This window comes from Kitasatospora sp. HPM-01-4 (genome assembly GCF_051374625.1).
Taxonomy (GTDB): domain Bacteria; phylum Actinomycetota; class Actinomycetes; order Streptomycetales; family Streptomycetaceae; genus Kitasatospora.
Window position 1 is genome coordinate 8619544 of sequence record NZ_JBPQGP010000005.1, and the last position, 17135, is coordinate 8636678.

Here is a 17135-nt window from a genome sequence, read left to right on the forward strand (position 1 = left end):
GGGCGGTCCGGCACGTGGTGGACTTTCCGGAGATGAGGGCGCGCGTCGTATCCGGGATTATCGATCACTCATTCGGTGAATCCGACTCGCTGTCGAATTGTTCGAGTATCGCGTCGAGAGTTTCCCGGGCCCCGTACTCCTCGATGGGGGAGCGGATCTGCCGGGCCAGGTCCACGGCTTCGGTCAGTCGGCTCACCGCGAGTGCGCGGTTTCCGAGTGCGGCCTCGGCCCGGCCGATTCCGTGCAGGGCGATGGTCTCCTCAAGGGCTGAGCCGATGACGCGGGCGAGGTCGCGGGCTTCGGTGTAGCGGGCCCTGGCCTCGGCGTGCTGGGCGGAGGCGGCATGGGCGCGGCCGAGACCGATCAGGGCGTTGGCCTCGTTGCGGCGGTCGCCGAGCCGGCGGCAGGTGCCCAGGGCGGCTCTGCACAGGTCGAGCGCCCGGGGGAGTTCCTCGGGGGCGGTCAGGGTGCCGGCCAGGTTGATCCGGATGGCGGCCAGGTGGTCGTCCGGGCTGACCACCGAGGCCAGCGACAGGGCCTCCTCGAAGGAGCGCCGGGCCGACTCCGGGTCGCCCATCTCCTGCTGGAGTTGTCCGATGTTGCTCAGACTGCCCGCCACCAGGCGGGAGTCGCCGATGTGGCGCAGCTCCGACAGGGCCTCGGTGAAGACGGCCAGGGCGGACGGCTGCTCCCCGAGCAGGGAGAGCGGTACCGCCATGTTGTTCAGGATCCGGGCCCGGTTCCAGCGGCCGCCCCGGCCGGCGTGCACCCGCAGGGCGGTGCGCAGGATCATCAGCGCGGTGTCGAACTCGCCGACGCTCCAGTGCGTGGTCGCGAGCAGCAGGTAGGCCTCGATGCGGCCGTCCAGGTCGTCCACGGTCCCGGCGAGCACCAGGGCACGCTCGCCGATGTCCCCGGCCGCGGGGTAGAGCGAGCGGCGTTCCAGGGTCGTGCCGAGACTCAGCAGGGCGCGGACCTGGACCCGGGTCTCGCCGACGCTCTCCCAGTGGGCGGCGGCGGCCCGGTGCATGGTCTCGGCCTCCGCGAAGTGGCCTTCCTTGTGCAGGAACTCACTGAGCACATGGGCCAGCCAGGCGGCCTCGGCGGGCCGGCCGTGGCGGCGGGCGAGGTGTTCGACGGAGATCAGTGTGCCGATGGACCGGCCGAGCCAGGTGCGGGCCTCGGTCTCGTCGGCCAACGGCGGCTGCGGGGATCCGGTTTCCCGGTGCGGCACGGTCAGGCGGGAGCGCAGCGGATACAGCAGCCGGTCCGCCCGGTCGGCGGCGAGCAGGCAGAAGGCGGTCAGCCGGTCCAGCGCCCGTTGCCGCCCGTCGGGGGGTTCGTCGCGGGCGGCCAGCATGGCGGCGTAGGAGGCGAGGAGGTCATGGGCCCGGAAGCGGTCCGGGGCCGGCTCCTCCAGGAGGTGGCAGTCCAGGAGGCTTTCGAGCATGCGCTCGGCGTTGTCGAGACTCAGCCCGAAGAGCGCGGCGGCCTCGTACGGGCCGAAGTCGGGGCCGGGGTGAAGTCCCAGTCTTCGGAAGGCCGTCTGCTGTCCGGGTGTGAGCGACCGGTAGGAGAGCTCGAACCAGCGGGTGAGCTCGTCCGACCGGTGCCGGATCTCGCCCAGGCGCCCGGGCTCGCGGACGAGCCGCCAGGTGAGGTCCCGCAGCGACCAGGCCGGATGGGCCTTGAAACGGCTGGCCACCAGGGTGACGGCGAGCGGGAGGTGTCCACAGCGCTCGACGATCGTGCGGACCAGCTCCGTGTCCTGCGCGCGGTCCGGTCCGACGTGGTGGCGGAAGAGCGCGACGGCGTCGTCCGCCGGCAGGGTCGGTACCAGGACCGGTGTGGCGCCCGGGAGTTCGGCCAGGCGGTGGCGGCTGGTGACCAGGACGAGCGACGGCGACCTCTTGGGCAGCAGCGGGCGGACCTGGTCGGTCCCGGCGGCGTCGTCGAGGACGATCACCGCGCGGCGGGAGGCGAGTTCCCGTTGCCAGAGGGCGCCGAGCTCCTCCGCCCTGGCGGGAAGGGACTCGGGCGGCAGTCGGAGCGCCGCGAGCAGGTCGCGCAGGGCGGCCTCGGGAGCGAGCGGCTGCCGGGAGGGGGAGTGCCCGCGGAGGTTGAGATAGAGCTGCGCGTCGGGGAAACGGTCGCACAGCAGCTCGGCGGCGTGGACGGCGAGTGCCGTCTTGCCGACGCCGCCCATCCCGGAGATGGTCTCGATCCTGATCACTCCGCCGGATCCGGCCGCGGTGGCCGCGGCGGTGAGGCGGGACAACTCGTCCTCCCGGCCGACCAGTTCGGTGGTGGGCGGCAGGGTGGAGGGGCCGCGGACGGCGCTGACCGCGGCAGGACGTCCCGCGCGGGACCGGTCGGTGACCAGGTCGGCCGGCGGGGCGCCCTGAAGTACCTGGCTGTGGATGCGTGCCAGCCGCTCGCCGGGCTCCGTGCCGAGTGTCTCCCGGAGCCGCGCCCTGGCGCGCCGGTAGACGTCGAGGGCGTCGGCCTGACGACCGCAGCCGTACAGGGCGGTGATCAGCTGGCCGGCCACGGTCTCGTTGTCCGGTTTGAGCTCGAAGAGCCGGGAGAGCTCGGGCACGAGATCCGGGTAGCGGCCGAGCCGCAGTTCGATCGCGAACCGGGTGAGGGTGGCGGTCAGCCGTTGGTTGTCCATCGCGGTCCGGGCGGTGCGCGCCCAGAAGCCGGGCAGCCCCGCGAGCGCCTCGCCCTGCCAGAGGCGGTCGGCCTCCTTGAACGCGGCCAGCGCCCGGATGTCGTCACCCGCGGCCGCGAGCGAACGGGCCCGGCCGACCGAGCGGATGAAGAACTGCCAGTCCACCGAATCCGGTTCGGCCTCCAGCCGGTAGGTGTGAGCGGTGCGGGTGATCTCGGGAGCCGGCCGCCCGGACCCCGGTGCCTCGATGGCCGACGCGGCGCGCAGCACCCGGCGGACCTTGGAGAGGTGGCCCTGCAGGGTGGCGAAGGCCGTGGTCGGCGGATCGTCCTCCCAGAGGCGTTCGGCGAGCGTCTCCCTGGAGACCGGACGGCCGAGATCGTGTGCGAGGGAGGCGAGTACTCCGCGTTCCCGGTCGGACCCGAGCGGGAGTACCTGGTCATCTGCCTGAATGTCCACCGTGCCGAGCAATTGGATCGTCACCAATTCTCCCCCAGCGGGCCGTGGCTGGTTCCCCATCCTTACTCCGTGTGGGAGCATGACAGAACGCAGGCGACTGTGCCATAGCATTCAGAGATTAAAGCGCGATCCACTTCCACGGAAAACCTCTTCCGGCCGCGATTCATGTGCTAAAGCGAGGCGGCAGGGGAAAACGAGCTCCAAACGGACAGCCGTGAACGGGGGAAACGGCCGGTGGAACAACTGACGATCAGCTCGTTGCTGTCCGCCCTGAGTGCGGCGACTCCGGAACAGTGGGAGCTCCTGCGCTCCCGGTTCAGGGCGGAGTCGGCGGCATCCGGGGAGTTGTCCCGGCTGTTCCTCCTGGCCGAATCGGAATCATCAGGTCCGGTAAGGCGTAGAGAACTGGCCACGGTGCTGGTGACGGAATGCGCCACCGGGGTCGAGTCGAGGCTCCGTCTGGCCGAGTGGATCGCCATGGTCGAGCGGGGAGGGGCGAACGCGAATCTGATCAGCGGTTCCGCCCGGTTCACCGGGACGACCGTCCAGGCCCGCGACATCCGGGGCGGCATCCATCTGCACACCCCTCAGGTACGGCTGCCGGTGCCGCAGCAACTACTGCCCGCCCCGGTGTACTTCGCGGGCCGCGACAGGGACGTCGCCGCGCTGGACCGGTTGCGGGACGAGGGCGGCGCCCTGATCGTGATCAGCGGGCCGGCCGGGGTGGGGAAGACCGCGCTCGCGTCGTCCTGGCTGAGGGCGCTGTCGCCGGGCTACCCGGACGGTCAGCTGTATGTGGACCTGCGGGGCCACGCGCTGGACACGCCGATGGATCCGTCGGACGCGCTGGGCGGGCTGCTGCGGGCCTTCGGGGTGAGTCCGGTGCCGCCGCCGGTCGGCGAACGGGCGGCCCTGTGGCGGTCGTTGACGACCGACCGGCAGCTGGTGCTGATGCTGGACAACGCGCTCACCGGGGCCCAGGTCAGGCCGCTGCTGCCCGGCTCACGGGGCAGCCTGGTGGTGGTGACCAGCCGCAGCCGGCTGACCGCGCTCGGCATGGACGGGGCACGGTTCCACCAACTGCCGCTGCTCGACCGGGAGGCGGCCACCGAGATCCTGCGCAACCGGGTGGGACCGGAGCGGATCGAGGGCGAGCCGGAGGCGGTCCGGGAGGTGGTGGAGCGGTGCGGCGGCCTTCCGCTCGCCGTGTGCGTGGCGGCGGCGCGGATGGCGGTCCGGCCCCGGCAGCCGGTGTCCTTCACCGCCGAGGCGCTGGCGCGGGAGTCCGAGCGGCTGGCGGCGCTGCGGCTGGAGGGGAGGAGCGCGGTCCAGAGCGCCCTGGAGGCCTCGTACCAGGCGCTTGGGGCGGACGCCGCCCGGATGTACCGGCTCCTGGGCGGGCTGCCGTTGACGTCGTTCTCCGCGGGCCTGGTGGCCGCCGCGGCCGAACTGGAGCTCATCGAGGCGGAGTTGCTGCTGGACTCGCTGGCCGAGGTGAACCTGCTGGAGGAGGAGGGGGCGGACCGCTACCGCTTCCACGATCTCGTCCGCCTGCACGCCCGGGCCGCGCGGACGGAGGCGGTCGCCGACGAAGAGGCGGCCGTCCGGCGGGTGGTCGTCCACTACCTCGCGCTGGCGACCCGAGCCGAGGCGATCATCTCGCCCAGCCATCGGAACCTCGACCGTGACCTGCCGGGCCCGCCCGCCGCGCCGTCCGCGCCGTCCGCGCCGTCCGCGCCGTCCGCACCGTCCGCACCGTTTCGCGACGAGCAGGGCGCGCTGCGCTGGCTGGACACCGAAGGCGAACAGCTGATGGTGGCCGTACGGACGGCCGCCGGACACGGCTGGGACTCGCTCACCTGGCAGTTGGTGGACGCCATGTGGCCGCTCTTCCTCCGGTTCCGGCCGTACGGCCAGTGGACGGAGGCCCATCGGCTCGGCCTTGCGGCCGCGCGGCGGTGCGGGCACCGGGCGGGTGAGCAACGGATGCTCACCTCCGGCGGTACGGGGCTGCGCAACTCGGGTCAGCACCAGGAGGCGATCGAGTGGTTCGGCCGCGCGCTGGCGCTGGCGCGGGAGAGCGGCAGCCGCCGGGACGAGGCCCAGGCGCTGCACGGCCTGGGCCAGTCCCACCACCTGGCCGGGCGGGACGAGGAAGCGGTGCCGTTCCTGGTCGAGGCGCTCGCCCTGCGTACCGAGATCGGCTATCGGCGGGGTGCGGCGCTGTCGCGGATCTCGCTCGGCGAGACCTGCCTGGCGCTCGGCCGGGCGGTCAGGGCCGAGGAACTGCTGCAGTCGGCACACCGGGAGCTGCTCGACCTGCCCGACCCGTACGAGGCGGCCCGGGCCCTCGCCCTGCTCGGCCGGGTGGCCGCCGTCCAGGAGCGGTACCAACTGGCCGAGAGCCGACTGGACGAGGCCGTCCGGCAGTTCCGCGACTGCGGCTCCCGCAACGGCGAGGCCAGGTCGGTCGAGTGGCTCGGCGAGTCGGCGCTGGCGCAGGGCCGCCCGGACACCGCCCTGGAGCGGTACGAGCGAGCCCTGCGGATCTACGAGTCGATCCCCGGCCCGGACATGCTCCGGGTCGCCGAGCGGATCGCGGCCCTGCCCGGAGGATCGTCCCAGCGGAGCGACACCAGCTGAGCGGCCCCGCCCCGGTCGCCTCCGGCCAGACCACCGCTGCCCCGAGCGGCTAGGCCCCGGCCCTCCGCGGTGCGGCCGTCCCCGGCCCCGTCGACGCCGTCCCGACCGCCTCCGGCCGGTTCGGCGGAGAGGGCCAGCTCCGGTGGGATCGCCAGTCCCGAGGCAAGCCAGGTGTGCAGCAGGGAGCCGACCACCCGGGCGAAGCCCGGGGTCGCGACGAGGTGCAGGGTGCGCGCGGCGGTCGCGGCGACCACCGCCCCGTCGGCGGTCCGGACCGCGGTGACCCGGCAGCCGGGGTGGCGGCGCAGCTCCCACCGCGCCCGGCTGACCGCCCCCTCGACGCTGTCCGGCCGCTCGCTGTGCAGCACGTCGGCGAGCGGCCGCCACCGGCCGGTCTCCGTGCTGTCGAGATCGACGCTCAGGTGCTCCTCCACCAGCCGGGTGGCGGCGGACAGGGTCGGCAGGTGCAGGGCGACCCGGACGAAGGAGACCCGGGAGCCGGCGGCCGGCGGATTCGTCAACTGGCCCATGGGCGTGCCCGATCCGTGTCGAAGGCGGCCAACTTGCCCGGCAGTGGAAGTGGTTCACAGGCCGGCTCGTACGCGGGCTCGCCGAGGCCCATCACCCGGTAGAGCAGCCGCCGGACCCTGCGGTCGAAGCGGCCCGGCTCGGAGGAGATCCGGGCCGCGATCCGGGCGTACGGCTCGGGCCGGTAGTTCGCCCTGGCGTAGGCGAGCTGCTCGGACAGCGGATGGCCGTGCGAGAGCGCGGGGGCGGTACGGGCGAGCCAGGCTCCGGGGGAGTTGGGGTTGACGTCCTGGACCGGGAAGCGGGCGAGCAGCACCGGGATCCCGGCCAGCGACGCGTAGAGGGTGACCGAGCCGTGGTCGCCGATCACGGCGTCGGCACAGACCAGCAGGGTGCGCCAGTCCGCCTCCGGCGGGATCAGGTGGATGCGCCGGCGCGCCGACTCGGAGAGCCAGGCCTCTACCTGCCAACGACCGTGCCCGGCCCAGACGTTGGGGTGCAGCAGCAGTGCGGTGCGGTGGCTCTCGGGCGGGAGCTCGGTGAGCAGTCGCGGCAGCAGTGCGTCCAGCCGGTTGAACGATGAGCCGAGGCCCCAGGTGGAGGCGACCAGGACGAAGGTCTCCTCCGTGCCGATCCCCAACGCCCTTCGGTAGCGTTCGCGCTGCGGCAGGGCGGCGGCGATCCGGTCGTAGCAGGCGTCGCCGACGACCTCGGCGAACGGCAGCGCCTCGGGGCACCAGCGGCGCAGCTCGTCCAGGTCTTCGCGGTGGGCCAGGGCGACGGCGGCCGGCACCACCTGCCCGGCCCAGGTGAGGTAGTCGCGGCCGAGCCCGCCGACGGTGCGCGGCCCGCCGTCGGCGGCGCGGGAGAGCTTGATGTGCCCGGCGCCGTGCGGCAGCCGGACCACCGGGCCCTGGATCCGCTCGATGCCCTGCGAGCCGGCGGCCAGCGCGAGGTCGAACTCCGACCGCACCGCCTCCTCCCAGGGCAGCACGGCGGCGCCGAGGGTTCGCAGGAAGGCGTCCACGCCCGCGTTGAAGGCGTGCGGCGCAACGGTGAAGACCACCTGGACCCGCAGGTCGGCCCGGAGCAACTCGAAGATGTCCTGCAGTCGTTGGCCGTACACCAGGGTGTGGACGGCGACCAGCACCCGCTTGCAGTCGTTCAGCGTCGCCCACTGGTCCGGGGCACGGCGGACCGGCGGGAGCCCCGCACTCTTCGATGCCATTGGTGCATCCCCCTTGATCGATGAGACCGACTGTCCGGCCGCGCCGCGGAAGCACGGCTGCGGCCACTTCGGGGATGCCCGGGACGCCTGGCGAAACGCCTGCCGGACGCTTGCGGAAACCTTGCGAGGGCCCCTCCCCGATCCGGAGCGCCGGCGGAGGACGGAACGTGACCGCGCCCCGCCGGCGGATGCCGGCAGGGCGCGGTCACGGTTCTTCCCGCGTCCGGCGGGTCGGGCCGCCACGGGGTGAGGCCCTCGGGCCGGGCGGCGTCAGCAGCGGCCGATGGCCTCGCAGCCGTCCCAGCGGGTGGCGGGGGCGTCGGCGGAGTCCCCCGAGGGGGCCAGGAGAGCGGGTGCGTTCCGCGGCGTGGCCTTGCCGGCCGCGGTCGTGGCGGGGCCGGCGGCGAGGCGGACGGCGATCGCGTCCACGACGGCGCGCGGACTGCTGCCCGCGTAGTTGTTGACCAGTACGGTGAACGCCAGCCTGCGGCCGTCGGGGGCGGTCGCATAGCCGGAGAGGTTGTCCACGCCGCTCATCGAACCGGTCTTGGCGTGCACGTTGTTGGCCGCGGGCGTTCCCACCATCCGGGTCGCCAGGGTGCCGCCGACCATCCGGGCGGGGTTGCCGGCGATCGGCAGCGCCGCGTACCAGCTCTTGAACCACGGCTTGCCCGCGGCCACCTTGAGCAGGCCGGTCATCCTGCCCGCGGTGACCAGGTCGTAGCGGGAGAGGCCGGAGCCGTCCACCTGGCGACCGGCCGGGCCGGACAGGCCGTTGGCCCTGAGGAAGCCGCTGATCTGCTTCACCCCGGCGGCCCAGGTGCCGGCGCCGCCCTTGACCTTGCCCATCTCCTTGGTCAGGTGCTCGGCGATGCCGTTGTTGCTGAGCTTCAGCAGCGGGGGCATCAGCTCGGCGAGCGGCTGCGAAGAGTGCCTGGTCAGCGCCTTGGAGGACTCCCGGCCGGTGGCGTCCGCCACGCCCTTGCCGACCTTGACCCCGTGCTTGGCCAGTGCGGCCGCGAAGACCTGGCCGGTGTAGCGGGCCGGGTCCTCGACGGTGGCCAGGAAGTCGGCGGGCGCGCCGCCGGCCGGGACGCTGCCGGTCAGCTGCAGCACGTTGACGCCGCGCTCGCGCTCGACGTCCGCACTCTGCGCGCTGCCGGCCGCGCCGGTGGTGATCCGGCCGCTGAACCTGAGCGGAGCCCCGGCCGGGTAGAGCTCGACCTTGGCCGCCTCGCCCTGCTTGCCGGGGACGACGGTCACCTTGGCGGTGTCCATCACGTACTCGCTGTCGGTGGCGAGCGTCAGGCCGGAGATCTGCGGGCTGTAGGAGTACGGTTCGTCGTCCCAGGCCCAGCCCTGTCCGAACGGGACATTGTCGTACCGGCTGCCGTCGGCCAACAGCCGGCCGTCGACCCGGGTGATACCCGAGGCGGCCACCTTGGCGGCCAGGGCGTCCAGGTCCCGGGGAAGCAGACTGGGGTCGCCGCCGCCGCGCAGCACCAGGTCGCCGTCGAGCACGGCGCCCTTGCGGGTGCCCGTGGTGCGGACCTCGGTGGTGAACCTGTAGTCGGGGCCGAGCAGGTCGAGTGCCGCGGCCGAGGTGATGGTCTTCATGGTGGACGCCGGGGTGAGGTAGGCGTCGGCCTGGTGCTGGTAGACGACCTTTCCGGAGCCCAGGTCGATCACCTGGACGGCAGCCTCGGCACCCGCCAGCGCCGGGCTGGCGAGGAGGGTGTCGAGGTCGGCGGCCAGTGTCGGATCGGCCGGGGAGACCGTGTCGGCCTGGGCGGAACCGGCCAGCACGGAGGCGGTGAGGGCCACGGCCGCGAGCGGCAGTGTGCGGCGGTGCAGGCGGGCGGGCAGAGGCAAAATCGCTCCCATGGTCGGGTACGGCGGGGCGCAGCCCGGACACACCGCACCGGAGCAGGGCTCGGGGGACTACAGGCCTCCGCAGACCGGTGCGGAACGGCCGAAAGCCCCCCGCTTGTCGTGAGGCGCAAACTACCACCCGACGGACAGTCAGATAAGGTCCGATCCGGTCTGGTCCGATCCCGTCTGATCAGCTGCCTGTCCGTGCGCCTGCCTGTCCGCCCGCGTGCTCGCTGAACCGGTGCTCGGGGAACATCCGGGCGCCAACGGGCTTGACGGCTCGACCCGCTGGAAGGCCCCCCGTCGCGGAGACGAATTCGAGGCCGGGGGAGGCCCACCGCCGAGGCCCGTACGAAGCCCGCTGCCAGGGCTGCCGCCGGGCCCCTCGGCGGGCCTACCGCGGAGCCTGCGCCCCACCCCCGGTCTTCACCGCGTTCACCATCGCCTGGTGGATGTCGCGCGCGGTCCGCTCGTCCGCGGCCGGCACCGGACTGCCCTGCACCGTGAACCAGTCCAGCGCACCCGAGTACTGGACCGTCAGCCGGGCTTCCCCGTCGATCCACATGGTGTGCACCGTGAGATCCCCGCTGATCGCGCCGATCTCCTTGGTCAGCACCCCGCCGCGCCCGGACAGGATCCCCTGGGTGGTCCAGGTGGCCCAGGAGACCGTGCTGCCGGCCCGCGATTGACCCTGCTGCTCGTCGCTCATGGCCCTATCTTCCCCCGGTAGGCCGCACGTCACCCCGTAGCGACACTGCCTACTGGCTCACCCGAACGAGCCGCCGTCGCATCCGAACGGCTGTTCAAGGAGCGCCCGGACGGCCCAGCGGCGGCCACCCGGACGGAGGTCTAGCATCAGGAACATGGGACAGCGACCCGTCGCGTCCGCCGCGCCGCAGCTGGTCCTGGAGACCGCCGACGACTGGCAGGTGATCAGCCCGAGCCGCGAGTACCACGTCGGGCGCGACCCCGCCGGAGAGATCGTCCTGAACGACCCCAGGGTCTCCTGGCACCATGCCGTGATCCACACCGACGACGGCCACTGGACGCTGGACGACACCGACAGCACCAACGGCACCTGGACCGGCGGCCGCCGGGTCCGGCACCTGGACCTCGGCCCCGGCACCACGCTGCGCTTCGGCAACCCCGAGGACGGACCGGCCGCCACCCTGCGGGCGCTGCCCGCACCGGCCGTCTCCGGACTCAGCTCGATCACCGGCTCCACCCGTCCCCCCGCCATCGTGCGGCAACTGCCCGTGCGGATCGTCCGGATCGGCCGGGGCGGCGACAACGACCTGGTCGTCCCCGACCTCTCCGTCTCCCGCCACCACGCCGAACTGCACGCCACCCCGGACGGCCGCTACGAGATCACCGACCTCGGCAGCCACACCGGCACCTACCTCAACGGCGTGCCCGTCAAGCGGGCCCAGGTCGGACCCGGCGACCTGATCGGCATCGGCCACGCCGTGCTCTGCCTGGTCGACGACGAACTCCAGGAGTACGTCGACACCGGCGACATCGACCTCGACGTGGAGGACCTGGTGGTCACCGTCGCCGACGGCCGGCTGCTGCTCGACCACATCACCTTCCCGGTCGGCCAGGACTGCCTGCTGGCCGTCGCCGGGCCCAGCGGCTCGGGCAAGTCCACGCTGCTGAACGCCCTCACCGGGCTGCGCCCCGCCGACCGCGGCACCGTCCGCTACGACGGCCGCGACCTCTACCACGACTACGCCGAACTGCGCAGCCGGATCGGCCTGGTCCCGCAGGACGACATCCTGCACACCCACCTCACGGTCCGCCGGGCCCTGGGCTACGCCGCGGAACTGCGCTTCCCCGGCGACACCGACCCCGCCGAGCGCGCCGCCCGGGTCGAGAAGGTGATCGCCGAACTGGGCCTCGGGGAGCGCGCCGACCAGGTCATCGCCAGTCTCTCCGGCGGTCAGCGCAAACGCGTCAGCGTCGCCCTGGAACTGCTCACCAAGCCTTCGCTGCTCTTCCTCGACGAGCCCACCTCGGGCCTCGACCCCGGTATGGACCGCTCCGTCATGCAGATGCTGCGCGAGCTCGCCGACGACGGCCGCACCGTCATCGTGGTCACCCACAGCGTGCTCAGCCTGGAGCTCTGCGACCGCCTGCTGCTGCTCGCCCCCGGCGGGCGGATCGCCTACTACGGGCCGCCCGCCGAAGCCCTGGAGTTCTTCGGCTACCGCGACTGGCCCGAAGCCTTCGAAGCCTTCGAGAACGACACCGACCGCGACTGGGCGGGCCAGTACCGCGACTCCGCCGCCTACCGCCGCTACATCGCCGCCGCGATGCACCGGCCCCGCAAGGAGGAACCGCACCCCGGATCCATGGCGGCGCCACCGCCCCCGCAGGGCTGGCGGTCCCAGCTCGGCACCCTGGTCCGCCGCTACGCCGCCACACTGGCCACCGACCGGACCTTCCTGGCCGTCATGATCGCGCTGCCTTTCGTGATGGGCGCCATGACCCGTGCCCTGGCGGGCAGCGGGCTCACCCCGAGCACCGCCACCAGCGCGCTGCTCATCCTCTGCGTCGGCGCGGTCCTCACCGGAGCCGCCAACGCGGTGCGCGAACTCGTCAAGGAACGCGCCATCTACCAGCGCGAACGCGCCGTCGGCCTGTCCAGATCGGCGTACCTCTGCTCGAAGGTCGCCGTACTGGGCGCCGTCTCCGTGGTCCAGGCCGTGGTGCTCACCCTGGTCGCCCTGGGCGGGGTACGACTACGCCCACAGGGCGGTGGCGGCGTACTGCTGCCACCGCTCGCCGAGATCACCATCGCTGGCGCACTGCTCGCCTTCACCGCGATGATGCTCGGCCTGGTGGTCTCGTCACTGGTCCGCCGGGAGGAGGTGACCATGCCGCTGCTGGTGCTGCTGGCCATCGTCCAGGTGGTCTTCTGCGGTGCCCTGCTCGAGCTCCACACCGTGCCCGTACTCGACCAGCTCTCCTGGCTGGTGCCCGCCCGCTGGGCGTTCGCCGCCATGGCCGCGACCGTGGACCTGCACCACTTCGTTCCGGGCGCGGTCACCGCGGACCCGCTCTTCGCCCACCGTCCGGGCACCTGGCTGCTCAACCTGGTCATGATGCCGGTGCTCTCGTTGTTCTTCGGACTCCTGGTCGGGCGGCTGCTGCGGCGGCAGGAACCCGCGATCATGCGGCGGTAGTTCCGCCGGGGCGTGCGCAACTACCCGGGCGGCCCGGTGACTTCGCAGCGCGACCGGAACGGGTGCCTGATGGCCGGCGGCCGCAGCCCTGGCCTCCAGGGTCATCCGCGGTGAAGTGGCAACCCGCCGCGGCCGGTCGGCCGCGCATGTCGGAACGGACCCGACCCCGCGCCTCGGCTCGGCCTCATCGGCCCACCTCGCGGGCCTGGAAGTCCTCGACGGTCTCCCGGCGGATCAGGAGCCGGGCCCGCCCGTCGCGGACGGCGACCACCGCCGGGCGGCCGACCAGGTTGTAGCCGGAGGCCATGGAGAGCTGGTAGGCACCGGCGGCCGGGACGGCGAGCAGGTCGCCCGGGCGCAGGTCGGCGGGGAGTTCGGCCGAGTGGACCAGGACGTCTCCGGCCTCGCAGTGCCTGCCGACTACGTCGATGGCGGCGGTCGGGGCGCCGGAGTTCCGCCCGACCAGGCGCACGGCGTAACGGGAGCCGTACAGGGCGGGGCGCGGGTTGTCGCTCATCCCGCCGTCCACGGCGGCGAAGGTCCGGCCGTCCGTGCCGTGCTTGACCGAGAGCACCCGGTAGAGCGCCACGGCGGCCGGTGCGGCGATCGCCCGGCCCGGTTCGACGATCAGACGCGGTGCCGAGAGGCCGTGGTCGGCACAGCGGGCGGCGAGGTGGGCGGTCACCCGGGCGGCGAAGTCGGCGAGGTCCAGCTCCTGGTCACCGTGGCGGTAGCGCACGCCGTGGCCGCCGCCGAGGTCGAGCTCGGGCAGCTCCACGCCGTGCCGGTCGCGGATCTCCGACAGCAGGGCGACCAGCCGGTCCAGCGCGGTCAGGTAGGGCTCGACCTCGGTGATCTGGGAACCCAGGTGGCAGTGCAGGCCGGTGAGGCGGAGGCTGGGCTGGGCGAGCACCCGGTCGACCGCCTCGGCCGCGTCGCCGCCGTCGATCGGAAAGCCGAACTTCTGCCCGGCCACCCCGGTGCGGACCGCCGCATGGTGCCCCGCCGGGACGTCCGGCAGCACCCGGACCAGTACCCGTTGCGGGGTGTCCGCGATGGCGAGGGCGGCCAGGCGCGGGATCTCGGCCAGGCCGTCGATGGCGATCCGGCCGACCCGCAGGCGGCGGGCGAGCCGCAGCTCCTCGGGGCTCTTGGCGTTGCCGTGCAGCAGGATCCGCTCCGGCGGGAATCCCGTCGCGGCGGCGAGGCGCAGTTCGCCGGCCGAGCAGACGTCCAGACCGAGCCCCTCCTCGGCCACCCAGTCGGCCATCGCGCTGCACAGGAAGGCCTTCGCCGCGTACAGCACCTGTGCCTGCGGCAGGGCGGTGCGGTAGGCCCGGGCACGCTGGCGTACCTCGTCCTCGTCCAGGACGTACAGCGGGGTGCCGAACCTGTCGGCGGCCTCTGCCAGGCCGACCCCGCCGACCAGCAGTTCGCCACCGGACGCCGGACGGGCGGAGGCGGGCCACGGGCTGCCGACCGGCGGCCCGTCGGAGCGAAGGACCGGGAGTCGAGCGGGCCGGACGGCGGCGACCGGGGTCTGGGACATGGCGGACGGCTTCCTTCCACGTGCGGTTGCGGGCTCGTGGCAGGTCCGGCCCGCAGTTCAAGTGGATGCCCGGCGGAGCCGGTTCGTACCCGGCCTTGACGCGCGGCCTACGCGCATCGCGCCCGCCTTGACGACACCCTGACGGCGCCCGACGGCCCGTGGGCGGGATCCGGCCTGATCGGTCCGGCCCGGACCGGCGGGTATGCGACGTCGGGGGTCCGTCCTGGGGCGTGTCCGACGATTCACGTCGCGCGTCCGGCGGGAACCGTCAGCCGCGCCTCAGCCGCGCCGGATCCGTTCGGGCGCGCTACGGGCCGGCAGGGCACCGAGCAGGCCCGCGACCGCTCCCCAGAGAGCGCCGAGTGCGACGGTGCGCAGCAGGTCGGGGCTGAGGTGGAGGCTGCCCGCGCCGCTGTGCAGGCCGAGCAGGGAGAGGCCGAACTCGGCGGAGACGGTGGTGAGCAGCCCGATCACCAGCATCGCGAGGGCCAGTGCGAGCGCCAGGCTCAGCGCGTGCCGCCAGAGCGGGAGGCGGCCGGGGGAGTGCAGAGCGGCGCCGAAGCCGGTGAGCAGGACCAGGACCACCGCCAGCGCGAGCAGCAGCCAGCTGCGGCCGTCCTGCTGGGCGAGCGAGGACAGGTCGAGGTTGACGTCCCGGCTCCGGGAGGCCTGGAGCACCGAGGCGAGCGGTTCAGGGATCGGCAGGCCGACGGTACCCGCCGAGTGGCCGTGCCAGGAGCCGCCGATGCCGACGCCCAGTGCGATCCAGGCGAGGTTGGGCAGCGCGAGAAGCAGTACGGCGAAGGTGTCCCGGGGGTGCCCGTCCGTGGCCGCGGAGACCAGACCGGTGACCAGGCCCACCAGGACGTACGACGTCAGCAGGCTCAGCACCGCGTGCCCGGCGGGCCGGACGGTGGCGTGCACTCGCAGCAGGCGCGCGGGCAGCGGCGCGCGCCTGGCGACCAGGAAGGCCAGCAGCAGGACCCCGCAGAGCCAGGCCAAGCCGACGCCCAGGGTCGGCAGCGGGGCGGCCCGGAAGCCCACGGTGGGCGCGCCGCCGAAGATGCTGCCGAGCTGGTCCAGCAGCGAGTCGCCGGTCGGGACGGTGAAGGTGTGCTGGGCGTAGTGGCGGACCAGGAGCAGCAGCGCCAGCCAGAGCACCGCCGTTCGCAGGGCGCGTCCGGTCAGCTCGCCGGGCCCGACCAGGGCGCGGTGCCGGAGCGGCTGGAGGAAGGCGGCGCCCGCCACCAGGGCCCCGGCCAGGGTGACCGACAGCGGCAGGCCGGTGATCCCGCCCTGCGCCTGGGCGACGAAGGCGGCGTTTCCGGTGAGGTCGAGTGGTACGCCGACGGCCAGCAGCACGGTGGCCGCCAGCACGGCGGGGAAGGCGCCCTCGGGCAGTGCGGCGGCCCCGGCGGCCCAGAGTCCGAGCGCCGCGACGGCGGTCATCACCGCCAGCGGGGCGACCGCGGCGGCCACGGCGTCGATCCAGAGCCGCAGTTGGCGGCGCGCGGCGTCCGCGGGCCCACCGGGTGAGGCCCCGGGGAACGGAGGTCGGTCACTCGGCTGCACGCTGCCTCCCGACGAGCGGGTACCGCCCCGCGGCGGGAGTCCCCCCGGGGCGGGCTTGCTTTCCTCCAGCTTCGGACACTCGGCGGGCATCGGCGAGCGCACCGGCGGTTCACGGGTGGCCGCGGATCCGGTGGCCGTAGGGCCCGGCCGGAGACGCGGGGCCGGGTACGGTACGGGTGCGGGACACTGGGGGCATGTGCCGGAGTATCAAGACCCTGCGGCCTCCGGTGATGCCCGAGGTCACCCAGGAGGACGTCCACGCGGCGGCGTTGCAGTACGTGCGGAAGGTGTCCGGGTTCCGGGCACCCGCCGCGCACAACCGGGAGGTGTTCGACCGGGCGGTGGCGGCGGTGGCCGAGGCCACCAGGGAGCTGCTGGAGGACCTGGAGGTCCGCGGCGCGCACCGGGGCTGATCTCACCGCGACGCTCCCGCGGAGTCCGGGTGGGCCGGCCGGTGGATGCTCGTGATCGTTTCCCTGGCAGGGCGGCAGACCGCTGCGAGGACTCTTCAAGGGCCGGACCCTGCCGGGGCTCGGGGACACCCTCTCCGTCAGCCCAGAAACCCCCGGAGCAGCGCGGCCGTGGCGGCCAGGTGCTCCTCGGTCGCCCGGCGGGCGCGCTCCGCGTCGCCGGCCAGGATCGCCTCGGCCATCGCCCGGTGCTGCTCGAAGGCGTTCTCGATGTTGCGGTCCAGGATCGGGATGGCGTTGAGCAGGTCGTTGAGGCGCATCCGGATCCCGGCGACGCCCGCGGCCAGGGAGGGGGAGCCGGTGAGTTCGGCGATCGCCAGGTGGAAACGGGAGTCGAGCTGCCGGTACGCCTCGGGGGTGGCCTGCTCCAGGTCGGCCAGGCTGCCGCGCAGCCGGTCGGCCTGATGGTCCGTCAGATGACGCCGGGCGGCCTGTTCGGCGGCGCCGGTCTCCAGGACCATCCGGTAGGTCAGCGCGTCCTCCAACTCGGCGCCCATGTGGCGTACGGCGCGGCGGAGTTCGCCGAGGTCGGGTGGGGGCTGGCGGTAGGTGACGAAGGTGCCGCCGTAGCGGCCGCGGCGGGACTCGACGCATTCGGCCTGCTGGAGTGAGCGGATCGCCTCGCGCAGGGTCTCGCGGCTGATGTTGAGCCGGGCGGCGAGTTCGCGCTCGGGAGGCAGGCGGTCGCCGTACTCGAACACGCCCAGTTTGATGGCCTCCAGGAGCCGCTGGACCGTCTCCTCGAACGCGTTGCCGGTCCGGACCGGCCGGAACACCGCACCGCGCTGCCAGTCGTCGTCCGGGCGGCTGCCGCGCCGCCGGTCCGCGGGTATCCCGCCTCTGTCCGCCTGCTCCACCCGGGCATGGTACCGAGGGATTCGCACCGGGGTGCGGTTCCGGTCACGGGTCCGGGATGTGCGTCAACACCGGTCTCGAAACGTCCTCTTGACGCGAA

Annotated in this window: 11 protein-coding genes; 3 read left to right on the plus strand and 8 right to left on the minus strand. The window is 73.6% G+C overall.

The window, feature by feature from the left end; all coding sequences use genetic code 11:
* Positions 1 to 64: 64 nt before the first annotated feature.
* Positions 65 to 3157: an AfsR/SARP family transcriptional regulator gene (locus ACSMTC_RS37215; protein WP_436564169.1), complete on the minus strand. Its 3093-nt coding sequence runs from the start codon at positions 3155 to 3157 to the stop codon at positions 65 to 67.
* A gap of 390 nt (positions 3158 to 3547) precedes the next feature.
* On the opposite strand from ACSMTC_RS37215, the gene ACSMTC_RS37220 reads away from it, so the two are divergent.
* Positions 3548 to 5776 carry an ATP-binding protein gene (locus ACSMTC_RS37220; RefSeq protein ID WP_436564170.1) on the plus strand — a complete coding sequence of 743 codons (2229 nt, stop codon included), beginning with the start codon at positions 3548 to 3550 and terminating at the stop codon, positions 5774 to 5776.
* Here ACSMTC_RS37220 and ACSMTC_RS37225 read toward each other — a convergent pair.
* From ACSMTC_RS37225 to ACSMTC_RS37240, 4 genes are all read right to left on the minus strand, one after another.
* On the minus strand, positions 5683 to 6297 hold the full coding sequence (locus tag ACSMTC_RS37225) for a hypothetical protein (protein WP_436564171.1): 615 nt from the start codon (positions 6295 to 6297) through the stop codon (positions 5683 to 5685). The two genes, ACSMTC_RS37220 and ACSMTC_RS37225, sit on opposite strands and share 94 nt — an antisense overlap.
* A complete protein-coding gene (locus tag ACSMTC_RS37230) occupies positions 6294 to 7532 on the minus strand; it encodes a hypothetical protein (protein WP_436564172.1) in 1239 nt (412 codons plus the stop codon). The genes ACSMTC_RS37225 and ACSMTC_RS37230 overlap by 4 nt, the downstream gene beginning before the upstream one ends.
* 270 nt (positions 7533 to 7802) lie before the next feature.
* Positions 7803 to 9404 (minus strand): D-alanyl-D-alanine carboxypeptidase/D-alanyl-D-alanine endopeptidase, encoded by a 1602-nt coding sequence (gene dacB, locus ACSMTC_RS37235; protein WP_436564173.1) that lies wholly within the window; start codon positions 9402 to 9404, stop codon positions 7803 to 7805.
* 394 nt (positions 9405 to 9798) lie between these two features.
* Positions 9799 to 10113 (minus strand): hypothetical protein, encoded by a 315-nt coding sequence (locus ACSMTC_RS37240; protein WP_436564174.1) that lies wholly within the window; start codon positions 10111 to 10113, stop codon positions 9799 to 9801.
* Between the two features lie 154 nt (positions 10114 to 10267).
* On the opposite strand from ACSMTC_RS37240, the gene ACSMTC_RS37245 reads away from it, so the two are divergent.
* Complete coding sequence (locus tag ACSMTC_RS37245) at positions 10268 to 12589, plus strand: FHA domain-containing protein (RefSeq protein WP_436564175.1); 2322 nt, start codon at positions 10268 to 10270, stop codon at positions 12587 to 12589.
* A gap of 184 nt (positions 12590 to 12773) precedes the next feature.
* Here ACSMTC_RS37245 and lysA read toward each other — a convergent pair whose 3' ends face one another.
* Both lysA and ACSMTC_RS37255 read right to left on the minus strand, forming a co-directional pair.
* Complete coding sequence (gene lysA / locus ACSMTC_RS37250) at positions 12774 to 14138, minus strand: diaminopimelate decarboxylase (RefSeq protein ID WP_436564176.1); 1365 nt, start codon at positions 14136 to 14138, stop codon at positions 12774 to 12776.
* Between the two features lie 279 nt (positions 14139 to 14417).
* The gene (locus ACSMTC_RS37255) at positions 14418 to 15710 is read right to left on the minus strand and encodes a streptophobe family protein (protein ID WP_436564177.1); all 1293 of its coding nucleotides are present in this window, start codon (positions 15708 to 15710) and stop codon (positions 14418 to 14420) included.
* Between the two features lie 194 nt (positions 15711 to 15904).
* On the opposite strand from ACSMTC_RS37255, the gene ACSMTC_RS37260 reads away from it, so the two are divergent.
* A complete protein-coding gene (locus ACSMTC_RS37260; protein ID WP_436564178.1) occupies positions 15905 to 16123 on the plus strand; it encodes a DUF2277 domain-containing protein in 219 nt (72 codons plus the stop codon).
* 137 nt (positions 16124 to 16260) lie between these two features.
* On the opposite strand, the gene ACSMTC_RS37265 is transcribed toward ACSMTC_RS37260, so the two are convergent.
* Positions 16261 to 17037, minus strand: coding sequence for a FadR/GntR family transcriptional regulator (locus tag ACSMTC_RS37265; RefSeq protein WP_436564179.1), 777 nt, complete (start codon positions 17035 to 17037; stop codon positions 16261 to 16263).
* Positions 17038 to 17135: the final 98 nt, after the last annotated feature.